Source organism: Amycolatopsis sp. A133, assembly GCF_031082405.1.
Taxonomy (GTDB): domain Bacteria; phylum Actinomycetota; class Actinomycetes; order Mycobacteriales; family Pseudonocardiaceae; genus Amycolatopsis.
On the sequence record NZ_JAVHJU010000054.1, the window covers coordinates 23,776 to 47,656 of the forward strand.

General features: G+C 72.9%; 24 protein-coding genes. 10 read left to right on the forward strand and 14 right to left on the reverse strand.

Translation table 11 applies throughout. The features are described 5' to 3' along the window. Positions 1–79: 79 nt before the first annotated feature. Positions 80–784, reverse strand: coding sequence for a TIGR03089 family protein (locus Q5425_RS31745; RefSeq protein ID WP_308676024.1), 705 nt, complete (start codon positions 782–784; stop codon positions 80–82). Between the two features lie 107 nt (positions 785–891). Here Q5425_RS31745 and Q5425_RS31750 point away from each other — a divergent pair, with 107 nt between their 5' ends. Next, positions 892–1,728 carry an NAD(P)H-binding protein gene (locus tag Q5425_RS31750; protein ID WP_308676025.1) on the forward strand — a complete coding sequence of 279 codons (837 nt, stop codon included), beginning with the start codon at positions 892–894 and terminating at the stop codon, positions 1,726–1,728. Positions 1,729–1,842: 114 nt separating this feature from the next. Here the strand turns inward: Q5425_RS31750 and Q5425_RS31755 are convergent, their stop codons facing one another. Next, positions 1,843–3,099, reverse strand: coding sequence for an LCP family protein (locus Q5425_RS31755; RefSeq protein WP_308676026.1), 1,257 nt, complete (start codon positions 3,097–3,099; stop codon positions 1,843–1,845). Positions 3,100–3,136: 37 nt separating this feature from the next. Next, positions 3,137–4,675 carry an LCP family protein gene (locus Q5425_RS31760; RefSeq protein WP_308676027.1) on the reverse strand — a complete coding sequence of 513 codons (1,539 nt, stop codon included), beginning with the start codon at positions 4,673–4,675 and terminating at the stop codon, positions 3,137–3,139. Between the two features lie 139 nt (positions 4,676–4,814). On the opposite strand from Q5425_RS31760, the gene rfbB reads away from it, so the two are divergent. The 3 genes from rfbB to Q5425_RS31775 all read left to right on the forward strand — a co-directional run bounded on the left by rfbB (position 4,815) and on the right by Q5425_RS31775 (position 8,085). Beyond that, positions 4,815–5,804 carry a dTDP-glucose 4,6-dehydratase gene (gene rfbB, locus Q5425_RS31765; RefSeq protein ID WP_308676028.1) on the forward strand — a complete coding sequence of 330 codons (990 nt, stop codon included), beginning with the start codon at positions 4,815–4,817 and terminating at the stop codon, positions 5,802–5,804. Positions 5,805–5,813: 9 nt separating this feature from the next. Further along, complete coding sequence (gene rfbD / locus Q5425_RS31770; protein WP_308676029.1) at positions 5,814–6,701, forward strand: dTDP-4-dehydrorhamnose reductase; 888 nt, start codon at positions 5,814–5,816, stop codon at positions 6,699–6,701. A 160-nt stretch (positions 6,702–6,861) separates the two neighbouring features. Further along, positions 6,862–8,085, forward strand: coding sequence for a hypothetical protein (locus Q5425_RS31775; RefSeq protein WP_308676030.1), 1,224 nt, complete (start codon positions 6,862–6,864; stop codon positions 8,083–8,085). 50 nt (positions 8,086–8,135) lie between these two features. Here the strand turns inward: Q5425_RS31775 and Q5425_RS31780 are convergent, their stop codons facing one another. The 3 genes from Q5425_RS31780 to Q5425_RS31790 are packed head-to-tail and all read right to left on the reverse strand — an operon-like array spanning position 8,136 to position 12,683. Next, the gene (locus Q5425_RS31780) at positions 8,136–9,221 is read right to left on the reverse strand and encodes a glycosyltransferase family 1 protein (RefSeq protein ID WP_308676031.1); all 1,086 of its coding nucleotides are present in this window, start codon (positions 9,219–9,221) and stop codon (positions 8,136–8,138) included. Further along, entirely contained in the window at positions 9,214–11,715 is a 2,502-nt protein-coding gene (locus Q5425_RS31785) for a glycosyltransferase (protein WP_308676032.1), read from the reverse strand. The genes Q5425_RS31780 and Q5425_RS31785 overlap by 8 nt, the downstream gene beginning before the upstream one ends. A gap of 32 nt (positions 11,716–11,747) precedes the next feature. Beyond that, positions 11,748–12,683: a glycosyltransferase family 2 protein gene (locus tag Q5425_RS31790; protein WP_308676033.1), complete on the reverse strand. Its 936-nt coding sequence runs from the start codon at positions 12,681–12,683 to the stop codon at positions 11,748–11,750. Between the two features lie 9 nt (positions 12,684–12,692). Here Q5425_RS31790 and Q5425_RS31795 point away from each other — a divergent pair, with 9 nt between their 5' ends. The 3 genes from Q5425_RS31795 to Q5425_RS31805 all read left to right on the forward strand — a co-directional run bounded on the left by Q5425_RS31795 (position 12,693) and on the right by Q5425_RS31805 (position 15,909). Continuing rightward, on the forward strand, positions 12,693–13,769 hold the full coding sequence (locus Q5425_RS31795) for a glycosyltransferase family 1 protein (protein ID WP_308676034.1): 1,077 nt from the start codon (positions 12,693–12,695) through the stop codon (positions 13,767–13,769). Positions 13,770–13,853: 84 nt separating this feature from the next. Beyond that, positions 13,854–14,984, forward strand: a complete 1,131-nt coding sequence (locus tag Q5425_RS31800) for a glycosyltransferase family 1 protein (protein ID WP_308676077.1) — start codon at positions 13,854–13,856, stop codon at positions 14,982–14,984. 67 nt (positions 14,985–15,051) lie between these two features. Beyond that, positions 15,052–15,909, forward strand: a complete 858-nt coding sequence (locus tag Q5425_RS31805) for a glycosyltransferase family 2 protein (RefSeq protein WP_308676035.1) — start codon at positions 15,052–15,054, stop codon at positions 15,907–15,909. Here Q5425_RS31805 and Q5425_RS31810 read toward each other — a convergent pair. Beyond that, positions 15,906–16,385, reverse strand: a complete 480-nt coding sequence (locus Q5425_RS31810) for a hypothetical protein (protein WP_308676036.1) — start codon at positions 16,383–16,385, stop codon at positions 15,906–15,908. The two genes, Q5425_RS31805 and Q5425_RS31810, sit on opposite strands and share 4 nt — an antisense overlap. A 141-nt stretch (positions 16,386–16,526) precedes the next feature. Here Q5425_RS31810 and Q5425_RS31815 point away from each other — a divergent pair, with 141 nt between their 5' ends. Both Q5425_RS31815 and Q5425_RS31820 read left to right on the forward strand, forming a co-directional pair. Further along, positions 16,527–17,615 carry an NDP-sugar synthase gene (locus Q5425_RS31815; RefSeq protein WP_308676037.1) on the forward strand — a complete coding sequence of 363 codons (1,089 nt, stop codon included), beginning with the start codon at positions 16,527–16,529 and terminating at the stop codon, positions 17,613–17,615. A 3-nt stretch (positions 17,616–17,618) separates the two neighbouring features. Beyond that, positions 17,619–18,515 (forward strand): DNA-3-methyladenine glycosylase 2 family protein, encoded by an 897-nt coding sequence (locus Q5425_RS31820; RefSeq protein ID WP_308676038.1) that lies wholly within the window; start codon positions 17,619–17,621, stop codon positions 18,513–18,515. On the opposite strand, the gene Q5425_RS31825 is transcribed toward Q5425_RS31820, so the two are convergent. From Q5425_RS31825 to Q5425_RS31855, 7 genes are read right to left on the reverse strand one after another with little or no spacing between them, the layout of a single operon-like run. Beyond that, entirely contained in the window at positions 18,500–19,000 is a 501-nt protein-coding gene (locus Q5425_RS31825; protein WP_308676039.1) for a hypothetical protein, read from the reverse strand. The genes Q5425_RS31820 and Q5425_RS31825 overlap by 16 nt on opposite strands. Continuing rightward, entirely contained in the window at positions 19,000–19,365 is a 366-nt protein-coding gene (locus tag Q5425_RS31830; RefSeq protein WP_308676040.1) for a GntR family transcriptional regulator, read from the reverse strand. Before Q5425_RS31830 ends, Q5425_RS31825 begins: the two co-directional genes overlap by 1 nt. Then, a complete protein-coding gene (locus Q5425_RS31835; protein WP_308676041.1) occupies positions 19,362–19,862 on the reverse strand; it encodes a hypothetical protein in 501 nt (166 codons plus the stop codon). Before Q5425_RS31835 ends, Q5425_RS31830 begins: the two co-directional genes overlap by 4 nt. Positions 19,863–19,889: 27 nt before the next feature. Continuing rightward, positions 19,890–20,435, reverse strand: coding sequence for an NUDIX hydrolase (locus Q5425_RS31840; protein WP_308676042.1), 546 nt, complete (start codon positions 20,433–20,435; stop codon positions 19,890–19,892). Then, positions 20,432–21,778 (reverse strand): coenzyme F420-0:L-glutamate ligase, encoded by a 1,347-nt coding sequence (locus tag Q5425_RS31845; protein WP_308676043.1) that lies wholly within the window; start codon positions 21,776–21,778, stop codon positions 20,432–20,434. The genes Q5425_RS31840 and Q5425_RS31845 overlap by 4 nt, the downstream gene beginning before the upstream one ends. After that, a complete protein-coding gene (cofD, locus tag Q5425_RS31850; RefSeq protein WP_308676044.1) occupies positions 21,771–22,760 on the reverse strand; it encodes a 2-phospho-L-lactate transferase in 990 nt (329 codons plus the stop codon). The genes Q5425_RS31845 and cofD overlap by 8 nt, the downstream gene beginning before the upstream one ends. Further along, on the reverse strand, positions 22,757–23,551 hold the full coding sequence (locus Q5425_RS31855) for a GNAT family N-acetyltransferase (protein WP_308676045.1): 795 nt from the start codon (positions 23,549–23,551) through the stop codon (positions 22,757–22,759). The genes cofD and Q5425_RS31855 overlap by 4 nt, the downstream gene beginning before the upstream one ends. A gap of 59 nt (positions 23,552–23,610) precedes the next feature. Between Q5425_RS31855 and Q5425_RS31860 the strand changes: the two genes are divergently transcribed. After that, a complete protein-coding gene (locus tag Q5425_RS31860) occupies positions 23,611–23,793 on the forward strand; it encodes a hypothetical protein (RefSeq protein ID WP_308676078.1) in 183 nt (60 codons plus the stop codon). Positions 23,794–23,881: the final 88 nt, after the last annotated feature.

Consider the following 23,881-nt stretch of genomic DNA (forward strand, 5'->3'; position numbering starts at 1 on the left):
GCCCACCGCCGACAGCAGGTCCTCGGCGCGCGGGTTCTAACCCGCTTTACCACTCACGCCCGGCCGCGGCAGACTGCGTTCACGCCGGAAGGTTCGCCGTGGTGCGTTCCGCGTCACGGCGGGCAGCCAGTTTCGCCGGGTCCGCGTTGCTCACGTGGACCAGGTGGGCGCCCGCGGCCAGCGGGACGAGCAGACCGTCGAGGATGCCCTCCGGTCCGCTCCAGTCCCGTGTGGACAGCACCCGGTCGTTCGCGGTGAGGCCGAGTTTCGCCGCGCGGGCCCTCGCTTCGGTCAGCACCTCGTCCACAGTGGACTCGAAGAGGGCGGCCGTGGTGCCGGGGATCGGGAAGAGCGGCCGGTACTGGTCGCCCGCCAGCCGTGCCTCGGTCAGGTAGTCGAACGCGCCGCCGCCCGGCGGCTCGGCGAGGCCGCGTCCCATCGGGTCCAGTGTCACGACGGCGGTGGCGGCCGCGCCGGTCGGTTCCGGATCGTCCGGCCCGACGAACGCCACCCGCGCGCCGGCGCCTTCGGTCACGACGCGCGCCCCGCACCACCACGCCCCGAGCAGCACGCCCGCCGTCTGCCAGTGCGCCGGGAGCTGCACCGCCACGGCGTCGCCCGGTTCGACGTCGAACTCCTCGGTCAGCCAGTTGGCCGTTTTCGCCGCCCAGTTGGCGGTCGTCGCGACGGACAGCTCGACGCGGCTGCCCAGTTGGTCGTCGTAGTGGGTGATCAACGGTTGGGCGGCCGGCAGCGGGCGCAGCAGCTCGTCGGTCAGGCTCATGTGGACAAGGCTAAAGCGCGGACCACGCGGTGCGCCGGTTGACACCGGATGGCGAACCTCAGTACGTTTGCTTTGAAAGCAAACTTATTCTGGACGCTGGGGGATACATGACGATTCTCGTCACCGGGGCCACGGGACACGTCGGGCGCGCGGTGGTCGACGCGCTCGTCGCCGCAGGTCAGGAGGTCCGTGCGTCGAGCCGCGACACTGCGAGGCTCGACGTTCCGGACGGCGTGTCGAAGGTGCGCGCGGACCTGGAGGACGCCTCGACGCTGGAGCCGGCGCTCGACGGCGTCTCCGCAGTCTTCCTGTACACGCGGCCGCAGGGGATCGACGGCTTCGTGAAGGCCGCCGAAGCGGCCGGGGTGCGGCACGTCGTGCTGCTGTCCTCGGCCGCGACGCTCGAACCGGATGCCGCGCAGAGCCGGATCGCGGGACTGCACCGCGCGGTCGAGCAGGCCCTGGCCGCGGGGTCGTTCGCTTCGACGGCGTTGAACCCGGGCGCGTTCGCGACGAACACGCTGGGCTGGCGCGCGGACGTCGCGGAGGGAGTGGTCCGCACGGCGTACCCGGACTCGCGGATCGGGGCGATCCACGAGCGGGACATCGCCGACGTAGCCGCCCGGATCCTGATCGACGGCTCGCACGACGGGGAGTCGCTCGCGCTGACGGGCCCGGAGCCCCTTTCGTTCCGGGAGCAGGCCGAGGTGCTCGCGGACGTCCTCGGCCGGCCGTTGCGGGTCGAGGAACTGACGGAGGACCAGGCGATCGAGCGCATGCTGGCGCTGGGCTGGCCGCCGGACGTGCCGAAGTCGGTCCTCGGGGCCTGGGCCCGGACGTCGCGCGAGCCGTCGCTGGTGACGGACCTGGTGCGCGAGGTGACGGGCAACCCGCCGCGCAAGTTCCACCAGTGGGCCGAGGACCACCGCACCGACTTCGCCTGACGAGGGGCCCGAGCTTTCACGTGAAAGCTCGGCTTCGAGGGCGTCACTTTCGTAGGGAAAGTGACGCTTGGAGGGGGTGGGGGCGTCACTTCGTAGGGAAAGTGGCGCCTCTGGTCAGTTGACGCAGGGGGCGTCGGGGGCGGCTTGGAGCAGGGGGGCCGAGGCGGCGGGGGCGGAGCCGCCGCCTGATGGGGGCTGGGTGGCCGGGCGGCCTGCCAACGCTGCCACGAAGTCGCGGACCGACTTCGGGTCGATCTGGACGATGCTCTGGCCGTCCTCGCTGCGGCCGTTGGCCGTTATCACCGGGATCGTGGCGAACGCCAGGTTGCCCGAGGCGATGCCCTTGGCCTGCTGGGCGAACTGCAGCAGGTCGAGGCCCGGGTCGAGGGTCAACGACCGGTGGACCGCGTCCATCAGGTCGTTGAGCGTGCCCGGGCTGGCCAGCGTGCCCGCCGACAGCACCTGGTGCAACGCCGACGACAGGAACGCCTGCTGCCGCACGATCCGGTCCAGGTCGCCGCGCGGCAGGTTCTTGCGCTGCCGGACGAACGACAGCGCCTCGCCGCCCGAGACCGTCTGCTCGCCGCGGCGGAAGTTCGCCCCCGAGTCCTTGTCCTCGGTCGCGTGGTTCAAGCACACCTTGACCCCGCCGAGCGCCTCGGTCAGCAGGTAGAAACCCAGCAGGTTGATCTCGGCGTAGTGGTCGATCCGCACCTGCGTCAGGTCCTGCAGCGCCTGCACCAGCACCCGGCGGCCCTCGGTGTCGGAATCACGCTCGATCTTCGCCTGGTCGCGCTCGCCCTGCCCGCGCAACGCCTGCGCGAAGTGCGCCTTCGCGATGCCGTACGCCGAGTTGATCTTCGCCTGGCCCCGGCCCGGGACGGCCGTCCACGTGTCGCGCGGGATCGAGACCGCCGACGGCTTGGCGCCGTTCTTCGGCACCCGCAGCAGGATCATCGTGTCGGTGTTCACCGCGCCGTTGTTGGCTTCCGTGCGCAGCTGCCGCAGCACCCGCGCCGGCAGCGCGTTGCCCTGGGCGTCCGTGCGCGCGTCGCTGCCGACGAGCAGGATGTCGTCCGCGCCGTCGTCCGCGGGCGGCGGTGCGGGCTCGCCGGCGCGCGGGGTCAGCGCGTCGGTCGTCGGGACCGTGCTCTGGAGCTGGTCCTTGGTGACGTAGGCGTAGCCGCTGGCGCCGAGCGCGAGCACGGACACCAGGCCGACCGCGACCCGGCGGGTCACCCGCCCCGCGCGGCGCACCCGCGAAGGCGCGGCCGGGGAACCCGCCGGCCGGGGGAACGGCGACGGTTTGAACTCGTCGCTCTCCGTCACCGGATCGGCGGTCTTCTCCGGTTTTTCCTGGTCCGCTGCCACGCTGGCCTTCCTCCCCCGAACACCCTGCGTACGCAGTCTAGTTGACGCAGGGGACGTCGCCCGCCGTGATCGGCGGCGCGGCGGGGGTGGAAGCCGTCGAGGGCACGGCCGGCGGCTTCGCGGCCGTCGACGTCGGCGCGCCACCGGCGCCGGCGGCGGAGTTCCGGAAGTCCTTGCCCAGCAGCACGCGCACGTGCCCGGCGGGGACGTCCCGGTCCGGCTCGGCCTGCACTCCGGCGCCCAGCGCCTGCTTGACCAGCTCGAGCGCGGTGCCGTCGGCCGGGTTGTACCGGACGACGGTGCTGTTGCGGGTGCTCAGCCGCTGGTCGGCGGCCAGCGTGAAGCCCTTGCCCTGCAGCATCGTGTGCGTCTGGCCGGCCACCGACGGCGATCCCGAGCCGTCGAACAGCTCGACCGTGACGGCCTTCGCGCCGGGCAGCTGCGCCGACGTCGGTGCCGCCGGGGTGTCCCCGTCCGAGGTCAGCCGCGCCACCTCGGCCGCCACCTGGGCCGGGTCGACGCGCAGCACGTCGGCGCCCCCGATGGTCGCGTTGCCGAGGGTCGGGATGGTGCGGAACTCGATGTTGCCGCCGCTCAGGCCGCGCATCTGCTCGGCGAACTCCGTCAGGTCCCAGCCCTGGGACACCACGACGGACTTCTTCACCGCCGAGACCAGGTCGGCGATCTTCGCCGGGCTGGTCAGCACGTCGGTCGAAATCACCTTGCGGGCCAGCCCGGACAGGAACGCCTGCTGGCGGGCGATCCGGTCGAGGTCGTAGTTGGGCAGGCCGTAGCGCTGCCGGACGAACGCGAGCGCCTGCACGCCTTCGATCGTCTGCCGCCCGCCCGGCAGGTCCACGCCGGACTTCACTTCCTTGACCGGCCCCTTGAGGCAGACTTCGACGCCGCCGATCGACTTGGTGATCTCGTAGAAGCTCGCCAGGTTGACCTCGGCGTAGCGGTCGATCATGCCCGGCTTGCCGATGAACTTCTCGAGCGTGGCGATGAGGTTCTTCCGCCCGGCGACCTTCGCCTGCGCGTCGGCTTCCTTGAGGTCGGTCATGCCCTGGCGCTGCAACGTTTTGTAAGTGTCCGTGTACGCGTAGACGAACGCGCTGTTGAGCTTGTGCTTGCCGAAGCCGCCGGTCAGCTCCACCCACGAGTCGCGGGGGAAGGAGATCGCGATCGCGTGCTTCCCGTTCTGGGGGATGTGCACGAGGATCATCGTGTCGGTGTTCAGTTCGCCGTCGGAGACGCCGGCGTGCAGCATGTCCAGCACCTCGCGGGGCAGCGGGTTGCCCTGCGCGTCGGTGCGGCTGTCCTGGCCGACCAGGAGGATGTCGATCGCGCCGTCGAGCGGCTTGGCGTGCGCCTCGGTGTCGGCGAAGACGTTCGTGGTGGTCAGGCCGGTGTTCGGGTCGCCGATGAACTGCCAGCCGTACCAGGTCAGGGCCAGGACGACCACCGACAGCAGGGAAAGCACGACCTTGCCGCCGCGGCGGGCGAAGACCGCGGCGCCGTGGCTGGTGTCCTGCCTCCGGCGTGCCGGGATGGTCGGCGCAGCCTGTTCGGTCACGCGCTTCCTCCCCTGTGAACCCCGTGCTTCCCCCAGGACACCTGTGTGTCTCCACCGCAGACTCTACTGAGGGTGTTGTGGGACCTCCGTAGGCTGGGGGCGGATTGCCCCGCCCGGGGGCGTGCGGAAAGGCGGGAAGATGCGGGTTCTGGTCACCGGTGGTGCCGGCTTCATCGGGTCGCACTACGTCCGGCAGGTGCTGACCGGCGCCTACCCGGCGTTGGACGACGCCGAGGTGGTCGTGCTGGACAAACTCACCTACGCGGGCAACGAGGCCAACCTGGCCCCGGTCGCCGCCGACCCGCGGCTCGAGTTCGTCCGCGGCGACATCTGCGACACCGCGCTGGTCGCCGACGTCGTGCGCGGGATCGACCTCGTCGTGCACTTCGCCGCCGAGTCGCATGTGGACCGCTCGATCCTCGGCGCCGCCGACTTCGTGCTGACGAACGTGCTGGGCACGCAGAACCTGCTGCAGGCCGCGCTGGAAGCGGGGGTGGGCAAGTTCGTGCACGTGTCCACCGACGAGGTGTACGGCTCGATCGAGCACGGTTCGTGGACCGAAGACCACGTGCTGGAGCCGAACTCGCCGTACTCGGCGTCGAAGGCGTCGGCCGACCTGGTGGCGCGGTCGTTCTTCCGCACCCACGGGCTGCCGGTGTGCATCACCCGGTGTTCCAACAACTACGGTCCGTACCAGTTCCCGGAAAAGGTCATCCCGCTGTTCGTCACCAACCTGCTCGACGGGCGGAAGGTGCCGCTCTACGGCGACGGGCTCAACGTCCGTGACTGGCTGCACGTGGACGACCACTGCCACGGCATCCAGCTGGTCGCCGAGTCGGGGCGGCCGGGCGAGATCTACAACATCGGCGGCGGCACCGAGCTCACCAACCGCGAGCTGACGGAGAAGCTGCTGGCCGCGGTGGGGGCGGGCTGGGACCGCGTCGAGCCGGTCGAGGACCGCAAGGGCCACGACCGCCGGTACTCGGTGGACATCACGAAGATCGGCGAAGAGCTGGGGTACGCTCCGCGCGTGTCCTTCGAGGACGGTCTGGCCGCGACAGTGGCCTGGTACACCGACAACCGCGCGTGGTGGGAACCGCTGGCCGAGCGGGCCGCGCTGAAGAAGTAGGGGTTTTCTGTGCGGCTGACGGTGCTCGTGCCCGGGGGTTCCGGGCAGCTCGGGCGGGATCTCGCCGCGCTGGCGTCCCCCGCGGTGGAGGTCGTGGCTCCGGGTTCTGCCGAACTGGACGTCACGTTGACCGGCCAGGTGCTGGCCTCGGTCGGGGCGCTGGCCGAGCGGGCGCGGGAAGCGGGTTCGGCGCCGGTCGTCGTCAACGCGGCGGCGTACACCGCGGTCGACGCGGCGGAGACGGACGAGGAACGCGCGTTCGCGGTGAACGCCGACGGGCCGCGGGTCCTGGCGGCGGCGTGCGCGGCGCGGCGGGTGCCGCTGATCCACGTGTCGACGGACTACGTGTTCCCGGGTGACGCTTCCCAGCCGTACGAGCCATCCGACGAGCTGGGTCCGCGGTCGGCGTACGGCCGGACGAAGGCGGCCGGGGAGGACGCGGTTCTCGGGTCGGGTGCGTCTTCGTGGGTGGTCCGGACCGCTTGGCTGTACGGGCGGTCCGGTTCGAACTTCGTGAAGACCATGGCGCGGCTGGAGTCCTCGCAGAAGACGCTGTCCGTTGTGGACGATCAGATCGGCGGTCCGACGTGGACGGCCGACCTGGCCGCGGGCCTGTTGGAGCTGGCTTCGCGCGTGGCGGCCGGGGACGGGCCGGAGCGGCGGATCCTGCACTGCACGAACGCGGGTGCGGTGAGCTGGTGCGGGTTCGCTCGCGCGATCTTCACGCACCTGGGGGCGGACCCGGAGCGCGTGCGGCCGTGCACGACGGCGGAGTTCCCGCGCCCGGCCGCGCGGCCGGCGTACTCGGTGCTGTCCCCGGCTTCGTGGAAAGAGGCATGGCTGACCCCGATGCGGCCGTGGGAAGAGGCACTGGACGCCTACTTCGCGGCCGAGTAGCCCCGGGGCTCCCGGCCGTTAGTACAACGCCGGCCGCGCTTCTTCCGGCCGTGACGAAAACCCTGTCCGCACAACGTTTGCTCTGGTCACCCGCGCGGATGCGCGGTTAACTTCGGAATCCCATGGGTCGTCCTCTTCCCGTTGATCCGAAAGGCAAGCCATGTTGCGACAACCGCTGTGGCGCACCGGCGTGCTCATCGCGGCTTCCGCGGCCCTCCTGGCGACGGCCGCGGTGCCCGCCGAAGCCCTGGAACCGGCCGACGTGCCCGCGATCGGCGTTGACATCGGCCGCTTCCACCTGCCCATCAGCTGCGCGATCTCGCTGCCGGACCTCGGCGGCGCCAAGGTCTTCGACCTCGGGACCAGCGTCGACGTCCAGGGTGTCGTCGCCACCAGCCTGGGCCCCGGCCAGCAATTCTACCTGTCCCAGGGGTCCGGGGCCATCACGTTCCCGACCTGGCTGACCGGGCTCGCCGGCACGGTCGGCATCGACCGCGCCGACGCGACCGTGTCGCAGCTGTCGATCGGGGCCACCAACGCGACCCCGCCGAGCATCAACGTCACCGAAGCCCCGCAGACCATCAAGGACATCGTCATCAAACCCGGCGAGCCGCTGTCCGTCGGCCTGCCGCTGCAGGGCACGTTCGACGTCGGCCCGTACACCGCACCGCAGAGCGGGACCGTCACGCTCAAGTTCGAGCAGGCGGTCGCGCACGTGACCCTCAAGGCGTCGTGGGGGTTCCAGCTCAAGGTCGACGCCACGTGCAAACCGACCGGCGGCAACGCGTTGCTGACGATCGCCGTCGGCGGTCCGCCCGGTCAGCCGGTTTCGCTCATCCACGGCGCGCCGCTCAACTTCCCCGCGGTGGCACCGGGTTACCTGAACGGCATCATCAACGCGCCCTACCGGTGCTCCTTCGGCGGCGAACAGCTCGACGCGGGCATCGCGGTCGGCGGCACCATCCCGCTCACCGTGCCCCGGTCCGGCTCGATGTCGTTCACCGGCGCCTCCGGTGCGCTGACCATCCCGAAGGCCACCGTGAACAAGCTGCTGGACAAGGGGTTCTCCGGCAGCTTCGCGGGCCGGGTCACCGAGCTGAACCTAGTCGTGCGCGGCGGCACACCGGCGGTGCAGAACGTCGCGGCGAACCTGGGGATCCCGCCGACGCCGCTGGTCCGGGACAAGGACATCGTCCTCCCGCTGCCGTCGACCGGAACGCTGTCCGCCGGCCCGTTCCGGCCCGACGCCGGCGCGAGCAGCGTGGCCGTCTCGCTGGGCTCGGCAGCGGCGACGATCACCTTCAACGGCAACGCGGGCGAGCTGCCGATCACCTGCGGTGCGCCGTCGCCGGAGGTCTACCTGGTGGAGAACCCGGTGACGTGACCGACCTCGCGGCCCGGGCGACGCCCGGGCCGCGGTGGTCTCGGAGCGGGTCAGTGCCGCCCGGAGGCCAGGCGGTACGCGCCGACCGTGAGCTCCGCGCACGTCCGCCAGGTGAAGTTCGCCGCGTGCGCGCGCCGGGACGCCGAGGTCGCCACCGCGTGCGGGTCCGTCACGGCCGTGCGCAAGGCTTCGGCCAGGCCGTCCACGTCCCCGTACGGGACCAGGCTCGCGCACTCGCCCGCCACTTCGCGCAGGGCCGGGAGGTCCGTGCAGACCACCGGGACGTCCGACGCCATCGCCTCCAGGACCGGCAGCCCGAACCCCTCGTCGCGCGAGGGGAGCACCAGCGCCGATGCCCCGGCCACCACGGTGCGCAGATCCACATCGGACAGATAGCCGGTCTGGGAGCGCCGGGGACCCCGGGGGAACGGGCCCGGGCCCGCGAACACCAGGTCCGGCAGGTCCGGTGCCGCGTCGTGGGTCCGGGTCAGCCAGTCCAGGCCCTTCCGCGGACCCGCGGCCCCGGCGAACAGCAGGTAGCGAGCCGGCAGTCCCAGGCGCGCGCGCCGCTCGTCGTCCGGGGGACGCGCGGTGAACCACGCCGGGTTGACCCCCAGCGGCGTCACCACGATCTTGTCGCGGGAGACGTCGAGGCGCTCCGCCACCGCGTCCGCCACCGCCGCCGTCGGGGTGCAGATGACGTTGGCCCGGCGGGCGCCGCGGCGGACCAGGACCGGGAGGTCGCGGTCGCTCGGGGCGAGCTCCGCGGGATGGTCCAAAAAGGCCAGATCGTGGATCGTCACCACGCCGGCCGCGCGGAAACGGCCCGGCAGCACGAAGTTCGTGCCGTGCACGACGTCGGTCGGCCCGGCGAACAGCTCCACCGGCGGGAAGTCCGAGCGCAGCCACGCCAGCCGCAGCAGCCGCGCCGCCACCGGCATCCCGCGGGCCCGTGCCCCGTAGGGGAGCACGTGCCGCAGCCGCCGCCAGCCGCGCAGCGTGAACGCCACCGCGCGCGTGTCGACCTCCGGGATCGACACCAGCTCTTCGATCAGCGCGGACGTGTACCGGCCGATGCCGGTGCGCGCGCCGAGGAGCGGAGTGCCGTCCAGGAGGACGCTCAGTGACCTAGCCACGGCGGAGCCGTTGCTTCGCGACTTTCAACGCACGACCGCCGACGCGGCGAGCCAGCTCGGCGGGCCCGCCCGCGTCGAGGTACTCGCGGATCAGGTCCACGTCCCGCCGCAGCATCGCCCGGCCGCGCACCGCCGGCGTGCGCACCAGGTCCGCGGATCCGGGCAGCCGGTCGGCCGCCGGCCGCGGGTCGCGGCAGAACTCCACCAGCGGCTTCAGCGCCTCGGGCCACGCGAACCGCTGCGCGACGACGGCGAGCCGCTCGACGCAGCCCGCGGCGAACTCCTCGTCGTACAACGCCTTCTCGAGCGCGTCGGCCAACGCGGCGTCGTCTTCGGCCGGGACGACGACACCGAGCTTTTCCGCGCGGACGAGGTCGGCGAACGAGTCGCCGTCGGTGGTGACGATCGGCAGGCCGGCCCAGAGGTAGTCGAGGACGCGGGTGCGGAACGCGAACGTCGTCTCGACGTGCTCGTAGTGCGTGGTGACGCCGCAGTTCGCGTCGAGCAGCCAGTTCTGGCGCTCGTGGTAGGGCACCCACTGCTCGTTGAAGTAGACGTGCTTGCCGGTCAGCCCCAGCGAATCCGCCAGCCGGATCGTCCGCGCGCCGATGTCCATCTCGGCGACCTCGGGGTTCGGGTGCTTCATGCCGAGGAACACCAGCCGGACGTCGCTTCGGCGGCGCCGCAGCTTCTCGATCGCGCGGACCAGCGTCAGCGGGTCGAACCAGCTGTACACCCCGCCCGCCCACAGCACGACGTGGTCGGTGCCGCCGATGCCCAGTGACGAGCGCAGCCCCGGTCCGGTGCGCACCGGCGGCTCCGGCGGCAGGCCGAAGGGGACGACCGCGAGCAGCGACTGCGTCGTCGGGTCCGCGTCGTAGAGGCGCGGCGAAAGCCGGCCCATCGCGGCGAGGTGCCCGAGCCAGAAGTGCCGCTGCCGCTCCGACGCGCAGAGGAAGAAGTCGCCGCGTTCGAGCTGGGCGTCGAGGACCTTCGTGACGCCGGCGAGGTCGGCCGCGCGCTGGTCGTCCGGGACGCCCTTCCCCTGCTCCAGCAGCTCGAGGTGCATCGGGTCGTACAGGTCGGCGACGACGATCTTGCCGCTGTGCTGCTTCTTCAGCGACGGCGCCAGTTCCAGCACGTGTCCCTGCAGGACGACGACGTCGGCCCAGGCGATCGGCGCGTCCAGCTCGCGGTGCTTGCCCGCGCTGACCCGGAACGGCGCGGGCGGCGGCGTCGCGAGGGGGTTGGTGGTGACGAGGTGGACGTCGTGCTCGGCGGCGAGCGCGAGGGCGATGTTCCAGGCGCGGATCGCCGGGCCCGCCATCCGCTCGGTGAGCGCGTCGCCGGTGAGCACGAGGATCTTCCGGCGCTGCCCGAAGGCCTTCTCGATGCCGAACGCCTCGACCAGGATGTCGTGCGCGGCCAGGTAGCGCGGCAGCGGGTAAGCCGGCTCCAACGCCTTGCGCAGCAACGGGAGCAGGTCGGCGTCGGTGCGGACGCGGGCGGCCTGTTCGACCGCGCGCGACTCGGCCAGCGAGGGGAGCTGCTCGACGAACTGGTCGATGGCCAGCAGCCCGGCGAGCGTGGTGCGGGGGATGGCGACGTCGCCGGATTCGATCGGGCCGACGCCGTGTTCGAGGTCGAGCTGGGTCGCGTCCAGCTCGCCGCGGGCGGTCGCGCGGCGCACGGCCAGGGCGAGCGCCGCGGGCAGCGCGCGGGCCAGGGTCTCGTCGGAGAGGTTCTTGTACAGCGCGGCCAGCGCGTTGCGCTCCAGCAGGAACGTCTCGCGGCCGGTTTCGGGGGCGTCGACCGAGGCCATCGTGCCGTGGTGGCGGTGGAACGCCTGCGACTCCGGGACGTACCGGACGCGCCAGCCGCGCAGGTTGAGCCGCCAGCCGAGGTCGACGTCCTCGTAGAACATGAAGAACCGCTCGTCGAAGCCGCCGAGCTCGGCGAACACGCCCGCCCGGACGAACATCGCGGAGCCGGTGCCGAACAGGACGTCTTTGGCGACCTCGTGCTCGGCGGCCGGGACGTCGGCCAGCGGCGAGCCGGCGTGGCGCTTGTAGCCCATGCCGAACCAGGTCAGCCCGCCGTCGACGAAGTCGGTGCCGGTGCCGTCCCAGTCGAGGACCTTGCTGGCCACCGCGGCGACGCGGGGCTGCGCGCGCAGCTCGGCGACGGCGGCGGCGACCCAGCCGGGCGCCGGGCGGGCGTCGTTGTTGAGGAAGCCGAGGACGGTGCCCTTCGCGTGCTTCGCACCGAGGTTGCAGCCGCCCGCGAAGCCGGTGTTGCGCCCGGCTTCGACGACCTGGGCCTGGGGAACGGCCTCGCGGATGCGCGCGGCTTCGTCGGAGTTGTCGACGCAGATCAGCTCGAGCTCGGGGTAGTCGTGCTCGGCGAGCGCGCGCAGGCAGGTGATCGTGTCGTCGGCGCCGCGGTAGTTGACCACGATCACCGAGACCAGCGGTTGCGGATCCCCCTGCACCAAAGCCGGCTCCTGTCGTCGGAATGCCAGCAAGCTTAAAGGCCTGCCCATGCCTCCCAAACCGCGCCTCGGCCGAGCGCCGCGCGACGGCTGATCCGGCGCCGGGCGAGCAACGTCGCCGGTAGCCGCGCGGCCACCTCGGCGAGCACCCGGCAGCGCAGGCCGAAGCGGAAGTTCGCCGCCTTCGGCCGCCCGGGACGCAGCGGCAGCACCGCCGTCAACACGGCGAATCGGACCAGCTGGTTCACCGCGACGCCCCGGGGTGCGCAGCGCAGCAGCATGAGCAGCCGGTTGCGCTCGTTCCAGCGGTGGAACAGGGGCGAGCCCAGCTCGCTGCTGACACCGTGGGCGTGCCGGACGCGGGCGTCCGGCGCCGCGACGACGTCCCACCCGGCCAGCCGCAGCCGCCACGCCGTGTCCGTGTCCTCGTAATAACAGAAGAATCCGGCCGGGACGCCGTGCACGCTCTTCAGCGCGTCGGTGCGGAGCAGGGCCGCGCCGCCGCAGAAGCCGAACACCTCGCCGGTCGGCTCGGTGACGTCGGCACCGTGGCCGTCGGGGGTCAGCCGGACGCCGGCGGACTGCGTGGTGCCGTCGGGGCGCACGAGCCGGGACGTCGCGGCGGCGGCCAGCGGCGCCTTCTCGAGGGTGTCCTCCAGCGTCGCGAGCCAGTCCGGTGCGGGTTCGGCGTCGTCGTTCAGCCACGCCATGAGCGGGGTCTGGACCTTTTCGAGAGCGACGGCGAGCGCGCCCGCGTAGCCGGTGTTGCGCGGCAGCCGGATTACTTCCGGATGCGAAGGATGGGCCGCGAGCAGGGCGGCGGTGCCGTCGCCGGAGGCGTTGTCGACCACGAGCGTCCGATGTGGACGCTGCTGCGCGGCCAGCGCGTCGAGGCACGCCGTGATGTGCCCGGCACCCCGCCAGGTCACGACTACCACCGTGGTGGCGGGATTCGCGGTCACGTCCCGCACAATAGCCGCGTGCCCGAACTGGTCGTGCTCGCCGAGCAGCTCCTCGCGCCCGTGCCCGGTGGCACCGGGCGCTACACGGCCGAGCTGCTCCCCGCGCTCGCGAAGACCGCGCCGCCGGGCTGGACGGTGTCCAGCGTCGTCGCGCGGCACGCCGACGTGGCCGCGGCGCGGCTGGCGGGTGTCGAGGGCCCACGGGTGCTGCGGATCCCGCCGCGGGCGCTGGTCGCCGCGTGGCAGCTGGGCCTGCGCTGGTGGCCGGGCGGGGACGCGGTGCACGCGCCGACGCCGTTCGCGCCACCGCGCGCCCCGGCCGGGAAGACGCTGAGCGTGACCGTGCACGACACCGTGCCGTGGACCCACCCCGAGACGCTCACCGCGCGCGGGGTCAGCTGGCACCGGTCGATGATCGCGCGGGCCGCGCGGCGGGCGTCCGGGCTGGTCGTGCCGACGCGGGCGGTCGCCGACGAGCTGGCGGTGCTCATCGACGTCGACGTCCCGGTGCGGGTGGTGCCGCACGGCGTGCGCGTGCCGTCCGGGGACGCTTCGCTGGAGCTGCCGGCGCAGTACGTGCTCGCGGTCGGCACGATCGAGCCGCGCAAGGGGATCGACGTGCTGGTCGACGCGGTCGCGGCGCTCGACGGCACGGCGCTCGTGCTGGCCGGGCAGCCGGGCTGGGGCGGCGTCGACCCGGTGGCCCTGGCGGCCGAGCGCGGCCTGCCGGCGGACCGGCTGCGGGTGCTGGGGAAGGTGACGGACGCGGAGCTGGCGACCGCGTTGCGCCACGCGAGCGTGCTGGCCGTGCCGAGCCTCGCGGAAGGGTTCGGGCTGGGCCTGCTGGAGGCGATGGCGGCCGGGGTCCCGGTGGTGCACACCGACGTCCCGGCGCTGGCCGAGGTGGCGGGCGGCGCCGGCGTCGTGGTGCCCCGCGGTGACGCGGCCGCGCTGGCGGCCGCCCTGCGTGCGGTCCTCGGTTCGCCGCCGAGGGCGGCGGAGCTGGTCAAGGCGGGACGGGAGCGGGCCCGGGCCTTCACCTGGCGCCGCGCGGCGGAAGCCGTCTGGGCGATCCACCGGCGGGCGCACGACTGAGGCTCCCACCTGCCCGGTTTGCCAGTTCCCCACCATGGCGCGGGGGTCCCGCCGTACGCTGCACGGGTGAGCGATGACCCCCGGGTGCTGATCGACGCGACCGCGGTTCCCGCGGACCGCGGCGGGGTCGGCCGGTACGTGGATTCGCTCGTCGCCGCCCTCGACGCGGACGGGGCGCGGATCACCGTCGTCTGCCAGCCCCGCGACCTGCAGCTTTACGATCGGCTGGCGCCGCGTTCGCGCGTCGTGCCCGCTTCGCCCGCGACGACCACCCGCACCGCCCGGCTGACCTGGGAACAGGCGACCCTGCCGCGGCTGACGCGCCGCCTCGGCGCGGACGTCGTCCACTCGCCGCACTACACGATGCCGCTCGCGACGTCGGCCGCGTCGGTGGTCACGCTGCACGACGCGACGTTCTTCACCGACGCGGTGCTGCACTCGTCGGTCAAGGCCCGCTTCTTCCGCGCGTGGACCGCGACGGCGCTCCGGCGCGCGACGCTGTGCGTGGTGCCCTCGGCGGCGACGGCCACGGAGCTGGCCCGCGTCGGCCCGGTCCGGCACGCTGCTTTGGAAGTCATTCACCACGGCGTCGACACCGAGCGCTTCCACCCGCCGTCCCCGGCGGAGATCGCGGCGGCTCGCGCGGCCGTCGGCCTGGGGCGGACGCCGTACGTGGCGTTCCTGGGTGCCCTGGAGCCGCGCAAGAACGTGCCCGCGCTGATCCGCGGGTTCGCCCGGGCGGTCGCCGGCCGCCCGGACGCGCCGGCGCTGGTCCTGGCCGGCCAGCCGGGCTGGGACACGCAGGTGGAGCGCGCCCTGGACGCGGTCCCGCACCGGCTGCGCGTCATCCGCGCGGGCTACCTGCCGTTCGGCACGCTGGCGGGCTTCCTCGGCGGCGCTTCGCTCGTCGCCTACCCGTCATTGGGCGAGGGGTTCGGCCTCCCGGTCCTGGAGGCGATGGCGTGCGGCGCGTGCGTGCTGACCACGCGCCGGCTGTCCTTGCCGGAGGTGGGCGGCGACGCGGTGGCGTACTGCGGCGTGGGCGCGGGCGACGTCGCGGCGGCTCTCGGCGAGCTGCTGGACGACCCCGGCCGGCGCGCCGAGCTGGCGACGGCGGCGCAGCAGCGCGCGAAGGAGTTCTCGTGGGCTACGACGGCGGAACGGCACCGGGAGGCCTACGCGAAGGCCTGGTCCCGTCATCTCCGCTCCCGCTGAGCCGACCCGCTGTGTACGGCTCCCGGGGTGGCCGGGTTGCGCTGGGTGACGAGTGGACAATGGCCGGGTGACTGAGCCATCCCGCTACGGCGACGAACTCGGCGTCGTGACCGTGACGTACTTCTCCGGCGACACCCTCGAGCGCTTCCTCGACACCCTGGAGAAGGCCACCGAGCGCCAGGTCCAGGTGGTCGTGGCCGACACCGTCTCCACCGACGGGGCCCCCGAGAAGGCCGCGAAGCGCGCGAACGTGCACCTGCTCAGCATCGGCGAGAACGTCGGGTACGGGACCGGCTGCAACCGCGGGGTCGCCGAACTCGACGATCGGTACGGCTGGATCGTCATCGCCAACCCCGACCTCGAATGGGAGCCCGGCTCGCTCGATGCCCTGCTCGACGCCGCCGGGCGGTGGCCGCGCGGGGGTGCCTTCGGGCCGCTGATCCACGAACTCGACGGGACCGTCTACCCCTCCGCGCGGCTGCTGCCCTCCTTCGGCCGCGGCATCGGCCACGCCGCGCTGGGCAAGGTCTGGCCCGGCAACCCGTGGACGCGGCAGTACCGGCAGGAGACCGGCACGCCCGTCGAACGCGTCGCGGAGTGGCTGTCCGGCTCGTGCCTGCTGCTGCGCCGGGAGGCGTTCGAGTCGGTCGGGGGCTTCGACTCGCGGTACTTCATGTACTTCGAGGACGTCGACCTCGGCGACCGGCTGGGCAAGGCCGGCTGGCTGAACGTCTACGTGCCCTCCGCCGGGGTCATGCACCTGGGCGGGCACTCGACGTCGCAGGCGTCGAAGAAGATGCTCGCGGCCCACCACGCCAGCGCCTACCGCTACCTCGCCGACCGCCACCAGGGGCTCGCCTGGAAGCCGGTGCTGGCCGCCGTGAAGCTCGGCCTCGCGCTGCGGCTGAAGCTGGAAACCCGCTAGATCCCGTCGAGCCGGCGCGAAAGGTCGGACTTGCCGATGTTCTGCGTCACCGTCGGCACCAGGCCGGTGTCCTCCGGGCCGGGCTCCTTCAGCGGGCTCGTGATGGGCTCGGCCTGGGGACGGCGGGACAGCGGGGTCGGCATCGGCGTCGTCGGTGACGGCGTCTTCAACGGCGTGGTCGGCGTCGGCGTCTTCAGCGGCGTGGTCTGCTGCGGGCGGCGGCCGCCCTGGACCTCCATCCGCCGCGTCGGCGCCGAGCCGGCCAGCGGGTGGTCGTTCTCCTCGATCAGCGACGCCGGCAGCTGCGTCGTCGTGTCGGGGTCCTGGCTGCGGTCGAGCCCGTCGATCTGCGCGCGCGGGATCTGCTGGGTGTTCGACGAGTCCATCGGTGACGTCGCGCTGTCGGGTGTCACGACGAACACACCGCGCGCCTGGGCTCGTGCGAGCAGGGCGTCCGCCCGATCGCGGGGGTCCATCCCCTCGGCCTCCCGACTGACCCGGGGCCCTCTGGGGAAAGGCCCGCCTGTTTCCTGTCTAGGGTAGGCCCTCCGGGCGACCTCCGTGAGGGTTTCCCGCGGCTTGTCGCTCAGCGGTGCGTGATAAAAGAGGAGATTTCCGTGACGTCCGAGGTCCGAAGCGACGCTGTCGACGCCGTCGTGCTGGTCGGGGGCAAGGGCACCCGCCTCCGTCCATTGACGCTGTCGGCGCCGAAGCCGATGCTCCCGACAGCCGGGACGCCGTTCCTGAGTCACCTGTTCTCCCGCATCCGCGAGGCCGGCATCCGGCACGTCGTGCTGGGCACGAGCTACCGGGCGGAGGTGTTCGAGGAGTACTTCGGCGACGGCAAGGCGTTCGGCCTGGACCTGGAGTACGTCGTCGAGGAGGAGCCGCTCGACACCGCGGGCGCCATCCGGAACGTCCACGACAAGCTGCGCGCCGAGCAGGTGATCGTCTTCAACGGCGACATCCTCTCCGGCGCGGACCTCGGCGAGCAGCTGCGGGTGCACCGCGAGTCCGGGGCCGACGTCACGCTGCACCTGCAGCGGGTGCCGGACCCGAGCCGCTTCGGGTCGGTGCCCACCGACGAAACCGGCCGCGTCCAGGCGTTCCTCGAGAAGTCGCCGAACCCGCCGACCGACCAGATCAACGCCGGCTGCTACATCTTCCGCCGTCCGGTGATCGAGGCCATCCCGGCCGGGCGGCGGGTGTCGGTGGAGCGGGAGACGTTCCCGCAGCTGCTGGAGCAGGGCGCGCACATCCAGGGGTTCGTCGACAGTTCTTACTGGCTGGACGTCGGCACGCCGGAAGCGTTCGTGCGCGGCTCGGCCGACCTCGTGCGCGGCGCGGCGCCGACGTCGGCGCTGCCCGGCCGTCCCGGCGAATTCCTGGTGCTCGACGGCGCGTCGGTGGCCGAGGACGCCCAGCTGAGCGGCGGTTCGACGGTCGGCGTCGCCGCCGTGGTCGGCTCGGGCGCGAAGATCGACGGCTCGGTCCTGTTCGACGGCGCGGCCGTCTCCGAGGGCGCGGTGGTCGAGCGCTCGGTGCTCGGGCACGGCGCCCGGGTCGGCGCCGGCGCGGTGCTGCGCGGCGTGGTCCTGGGCGACGGCGTGTCCGTCGGGGCCGGCTGCGAGCTGCTGGACGGCGCCCGCGTCTGGCCGGACGTCGTCCTGCCCGACGGATCCGTCCGCTTCTCGAGCGACGCGTAGCCGATGTTCTGGCGCCCCGCGTACGAGGTCGACCTGGGCCGGGTCCTGGGTCCGCTGAAGCGCGGCCGCGGGTCGCTCAACATCCTCACCGACGAGCGCGGCATCACGTGGCTCGCGTCGAACACCCCCGACGGCCCGGGAACGCTGGCGCTGCGCCGCCTGTCCGACGGCCGCATCGAGGCCGCGGCCTGGGGCGAGGCCAAGGACCGCTTGCTCAGCGGCGTGCCCGCGTTGCTGGGCGCGAACGACGACGACTCCGGGTTCACCGCCCACCACGACGTCGTCGCGCGGGCCCGGCGGGCGAATCCCGGCCTGCGGCTCGGCGCGACCGGAGTGGTGTGGGACTGGCTTGTCCTCGCGGTGCTGGAGCAGAAGGTGACGGGCAAGGAGGCGATCCGGTCCTGGGCCGAGCTGTGCCGCCGGTTCGGCTCCCGCCCGCCCGGGCCGGCGCCCGAGCGGTTGCGGGTGCCGCCGACCCCGGAGGCGTTGCGGGCGTTGCCGGACTGGCACTGGCACCGCGCGGGCGTCGACATCAAGCGCCGGACGGCCCTGGTGAACGCGGCCCGCGTCGCGCACCACTTGGAGCGCGCGGTCGAGCTGGGCGGGCTCGAGGGGCGGCACTGGCTGCGCCAGGTCCCGGGCATCGGCGTGTGGACGGCGGCGGAGATCGCCCAGCGCGCTTGGGGCGACCCGGACGCGGTGAGCTTCGGGGACTACAACATCCCGTCGATGGTCGGGCACGCGCTGACGGGCACGAAGCTGGACGACGCGGGGATGGCCGAGGTGCTGGCGCCGTACGCACCCCAGCGGCAGCGGGCGGTGCGGTACCTGGAGGCGGCGGGACACACGCGGCCCCGGTTCGGGCCGCGGATCGAGCTGCGCGACTACCGCGCGATGTAAGGATCGCCGCAGTCCACGGCAGCCACGGGGTGCGGCGGGTGGCCGCTGCGGAAGCGCTTGCGCCCGGCACCTGCACGCGTGCCCGCGAACACGGCGGGTCGAGCCGTGCGACTACTGGCCCCTGAAAACGCCGAAGGCCACCACCAGGTGTCCAGTGCCCTGCCGATGGCCTCCGAAGGCGTCGGCCTACTGCTGCGGGGGATAACCGCCCGGCGGGGCGGGTACGGCGGCTGCTGGCCGGGGTAGCCCTGCTGCGGGTAACCCGGCGGCTGCGTCCCCGGAAAGCCCTGCCCCGGAAAGCCCTGTCCCGGAAAGCCCTGTCCCGGAAAACCCTGCTGCGGCGGGTGACCCTGCTGCGGATAGCCCGGGTACTGCGGCGGGTACGGCGGCTGCTTCGGCTTGTTCGCGTTGACGATGAGCAGCACCACCCCGGCGATGCCGGCGATCACCACCACGATGATCAGCAGCATCAGCACGCTCACCATCAGCTCTCCCCCTCGTCGAGTGCGGCGCGGACGATCGACAGCGCCTCGGCGTCGTCGAGGCCGAGCTTACGGGTGGTCTTCGCGTACTCGGCCGCGGCCTGCTGGGCGCGGCGGCGGCTCTGGTCGCCGGATGCCGCGACGAAGCTGCCCGCTCGGCCGCGGGTCTCGATCAGGCCCGCTTCCTCGAGCTCGCGGTACGCCCGCGCCACCGTGTTCGGGGCGATGCCGAGATCGGCCGCCAGCTGCCGGACCGTGGGCAGCTTCGTGCCCACGGCCAGGCTGCGGTCGTTGATCCGCGTCGCCAGCCCGCTCCGGACCTGCTCGAACGGCGGGACCGGCGAACTGCTGTCGAAGGGGACGATCACCAGCTCTGCGGACCCGCTCCCGGGCCCGGCAGCTGCTGCTGCGGGAACGACGGACCCTGCGGCGCGTACTGCTGCGGCGCGGGCGGGTACCCGGGCTGCTGCGGGAAACCCTGCTGCGGCGAAGGCGGGTACCCCGGCTGCTGCGGCGGGAAGTGCTGCTGCGGCTGCGCGAACCCCTGCGACGGCGGCGAACCCTGCTGCGCCGGCGCGAACCCCTGTTGCGGCGGGAATCCCTGCGGCGGCGGAAATCCTTGCGGCGGCGGTGCGAACCCCTGCTGCGCCGTCGCAAAACCCTGCTGCTGCGGCGGGAAGCCCGGGAACTGCCCGGCGTTCTTCATCGCCTCTTCGCGGCGCATCTTCGACACCCGCACGATCACCGCGATGACGAACACGATGATGCCCAGGACGATCAACCCGAGCACGATGTACCCGAACACGCCGGTGTCGCCGCCACCGCCGGAGTGGTAGTGCACCCGCTCCGGGAACTGTGTAGCCATGTGGTCCCTCCCTGTCCGCGAACCAGGTTATCGTCCGGCACCGACAGGAACGGCCGCTTTCACCAGATCGGCGAGATCTTCCGAACCGGCGGGCAGCGCGTCCGCCGGCCACCACCGCAGGTCGTCGGACTCGTCGCTGCGCACCGGCTCCGCACCCGGCGGCGCGTGCACCGCGAACCGGACGTCGAAGTGCCGCGTCGGCACGCCCAGCGAGCACGTGATCGGGTGGACGTCCAGGTGCACCGGCTCCGGCGCAAGCCGCAGCCCGGGCATCCCCGACTCCTCGGTGGCCTCCCGCAGCGCCGCCCCGGACAGGGAGGTGTCCGACGGCTCGCAGTGCCCGCCGAGCTGCAGCCACCGGCCGACCCGCGGATGCAACGTCAGCAGTACCTGGGTGCCCGTGTGGTCCAGCACCACCGCCGACGCCGTCAGGTGCCCGGCCGCGCAGGACCGCTGGCAGCTGTCCTCCCGCGCGGCCAGGAAACCGAGGAAAGCCTGGCGCAGCGACTCCTGAGAAGCGAGAGCGGGCCGCCACGCCGCCAGCGTCGCGACGGCGTCCGCGTGCAGGCTCACAGCTCCAGCAGCCCTTCCCCGGCCAGTGCCGGTCCACGCGGCTCCGGCTCGGTGAGCGGCACCCCGATGGCGACCGAGCCCAGCGGCTGCCAGCTGTCGTCCAGGCCGAGGACGTCGCGGACGACGTCGGCGGCGAAGATCGTCGACCCGATCCAGCACGAACCGAGCCCTTCGGCGGCCAGCGCGACCAGCAGGCCCTGCACCGCGGCGCCGCCGGCCACGGTGAACATGGTCTTCTCGCAGTCGTTGCGGCGGTCGTCGCGGTAGGTGTGCGCGCCGTCCGGGACGAGGAACGGGATCACCACTTCCGGCGCCCGGTACAGGATGTCGCCGCGGCTGAGCCGCTTCGCGATCTGCTCCGGCGTGAACTCGTCCCCGGACAGGTCGGCCCGCCACGACTCGCGCATCGCGTCCAGGAGCTTCTGCCGCAGACCCGGATCGCGCAGCCAGACGAACCGCACCGGGTGCGTGTGGTGCGGCGCGGGCGCGGTCAGCGCGGAGCCCACCGCCCGCCGGATCGAGGTGGGCGAGACCGGCTCGTCCGCGAACTGCCGCACCGAACGCCGGGCCGGGACGGCCTCGCGCCGTCCCTGGGCGACGGCTTCGTTCGCGCCCAGCCGGAAGAGGTCCTCCTCCAGCGGGCGGATCAGGTCGCGCGCGGTCGAGCCGTCGTCTTCGGGGAAGAACCCGCGCACCACCGCGACCGGCGTGCCGCCCAGCTTGCCCTTGACCAGGTCGGCGGCCGCGGCGAGCTCGTCGGCGACGGCGACCTCGGTGACGGCGAGCTCGTTGCCCTGCCGGTCGACCTGCCCGCGGTAGGCGTGCAGCACGCGCAGCCCGGACGAGCCGATGGCGGCGTCGGTCTGCCCGACCCGCCAGGCGCGGCCCATGGTGTCGGTGACGACGACGGCGACCTCGACGCCGAGCCGCTCCCGCAGCCCGTTGCGCAGCGCGAGCGCCGAAGCGTCCGGGTCGGCGGGCAGCAGCGCGACCTCGTCACCGGCCACATTGGACGCGTCGATCCCGGAGGCGGCCTGCACGATGCCGAGCGGGTTCTGGGTGATCACCGTGCGCGCGATCCGCGCGACCACCCGCACGGCCTCCTGCTCGACGAGCTTCCGGCGCGCGGCGTCGCGGGCTTCGGGGTCGCTGGGCACGCGGACGAGCCTGCCCTCGGCCTTGGACACGATCTTGCTGGTCACGACCAGCACGTCACCGGAGCGCAGCCACGGCGCGGCGGCCACGATCGCGCCGGTCAGGTCGTCGCCCGGGCGGAACTCCGGCAGCCCGGTGACGGGCAGGATTTCCAGCTTGGGTGCGGCGTGGTCGGCGGTGTCAGTCAACAGGGGCTCCAGCCAGTTCCAGGGCGGCGCGGGCCATCGCCGCGGTCGCGTCCACATCGGACATCAGCAGCGGGACGTCGCGGACGGTCACGCCCGGCACGTCGGCCGTCTCGCCCTCGGCGATCAGCCAGCCGTCGAGCACGCCGCCGTCCTTGCGGGAGCCGTAGTGCCGGCCCACCGCTTCCGCGGACGTCTCGACGCCGATCGCGGTCAGGCACGCGTCGGCCATCCCGCGCAGCGCCTTGCCGCCGATGATCGGCGACACCCCGACGACGCCGGCCGAGGTCTTGCGCAGCGCGTCCCGGACCCCCGGCACACCCAGCACGGTCCCGACGGAGACGACCGGATTCGACGGCGCGAACAGCACTGCGTCCGCCCCGGAGACGGCCTCCAGCACGCCCGGCGCCGGTTTGGCCTCGTCGGCCCCCACCGCGACGATCGAGTGCGCCTTCGGTTCGGCGCGGTAGCGCACCCACCACTCCTGGAAGTGGACGGCCTTCTGCTGGCCGTCCTGCTCCGGGTCGTCGATCACGACGTGCGTCTCGACGCGGTCGTCGGACATCGGCAGCAGCCGGACGCCGGGCTGCCAGCGGTCGCACAGGGCTTCGGTCACCGCCGAGAGCGGATAGCCCGCGCGCAGCATCCGCGACCGGATCAGGTGGGTGGCGATGTCCTTGTCGCCGAGACCGAACCAGGTCGGCTCGGCGCCGTAGGCCGCCAGCTCCTCCTTGACGACCCAGGTCTCGCCCGAGTGCCCCCAGCCGCGTTCGGAGTCGATCCCGCCGCCCAGGGTGTACATGCAGGTGTCCAGGTCCGGGCAGATCCGCAGGCCGTGCATCCAGACGTCGTCGCCGGTGTTGACCAGCGCCGTCACCTCGTGCGGCGACTCCGTCGCACCTTCGGCGGACATGCCCAAAGCAGCCTTGACACCCAGCAGGAAGCGGGCCCCGCCCACTCCACCGACCACTACCACGATCTTCACGACGTCGAATCCTCGCACGAGCCGGGTGCGGGCACCCAGTACCGGTATCTGTGGTGCGGGGCGTAGCCGAGCCCCGCGTAGAGCGCGAGCGCGCCCGAGTTCCCCTCCGCCACCTGCAACACCGCGTGGTCGGCCCCGTGTTCCGCACCCCAGGCCTGCACGGCGTCCATCAGCGCCGACGCCAGCCCGCGGCGGCGGAAGGCGGGGGCGACCTCGAGCCGTCCGACGTGCAGCCAGTCGTCGACCAGCGCCCCGCGAACGACACCGGCGACGCCGTCCCCGGTGCTCGCGACGCCGTAACCGACCTTCCCGCCGGCCAGGACCTGCCGGGCGGCGGGGAAGTCCTCGCCGGGGCGCAGCGCGAGCTCCCACCACCCGAGCCCCGGCTCATCCGCCACTGCCACGTCGAAGCTCCCACCCCGAGCTTTCACGTGAAAGCTCCGACCTGGGGCCCGAGCTTTCACGTGAAAGCTCGGGGTGGTGAGGACGACGACCTCGTGGCCGGCGCCGTGGCCGGTGGCCGGGACCCAGCCGGCCGCGGCGATCGCGCGTTCGTTGGGGCTGTCGCGGACCACCTGGACCATGGGGGTGATCCCCCTATCGTGGGCGAAGTCACACACCGCGCGCAGGGCGTCGCCGACCGGGCGGCGGGCGTCCCCGACCGCGAGTGCGCTGTTCGCGCGGCCGGTGAACCCGTCCGCCCAGCGCAGAGACCACTCACCTAGGGGTTCCTCGACCAGTGGTGGCCATGCTCTGCTGCAGGTGAGTTCGAGCCTTTCGGGGGTGTTCACCGCTAGATTGTGACGGAGGCGGTGAAAGTCGCGGGAGCGGATTTCTTCTGGAGGTGGCGGTGGGCGTCCAGCGCAAGGACGAGCGGCACAGCGAGAAGCTCGTCGACGAGATCTCCGAGGGGTTCAACCGGGCTGTGGGGGAGAAGAAGGCCGAAAGTGACACAGACGAAGCACCGAAGCCGCGCTTCGTCATCACCGGCGACGCCCGGGCCACCCCGCCCCCGCGCCGCCGGCCGAAGTGAGCCCCATACCCGGGGTATGGCTAAGGCTTGCCTCACCGACCGAACGGGTGGCCGAACCGCGTAGTGTCGGCCACGACTGGCTGTTTGC

Coding starts and splice junctions, on each gene's coding strand:
- Q5425_RS31745 (WP_308676024.1), bottom strand. CDS start 784: ATGAGCCTGACCGACGAGCTGCTGCGCCCGCTGCCGGCCGCCCAACCG.
- Q5425_RS31750 (WP_308676025.1), top strand. CDS start 892: ATGACGATTCTCGTCACCGGGGCCACGGGACACGTCGGGCGCGCGGTG.
- rfbB (WP_308676028.1), top strand. CDS start 4,815: ATGCGGGTTCTGGTCACCGGTGGTGCCGGCTTCATCGGGTCGCACTAC.
- Q5425_RS31775 (WP_308676030.1), top strand. CDS start 6,862: ATGTTGCGACAACCGCTGTGGCGCACCGGCGTGCTCATCGCGGCTTCC.
- Q5425_RS31810 (WP_308676036.1), bottom strand. CDS start 16,385: ATGGACCCCCGCGATCGGGCGGACGCCCTGCTCGCACGAGCCCAGGCG.
- Q5425_RS31820 (WP_308676038.1), top strand. CDS start 17,619: ATGTTCTGGCGCCCCGCGTACGAGGTCGACCTGGGCCGGGTCCTGGGT.
- Q5425_RS31825 (WP_308676039.1), bottom strand. CDS start 19,000: ATGGTGAGCGTGCTGATGCTGCTGATCATCGTGGTGGTGATCGCCGGC.
- Q5425_RS31835 (WP_308676041.1), bottom strand. CDS start 19,862: ATGGCTACACAGTTCCCGGAGCGGGTGCACTACCACTCCGGCGGTGGC.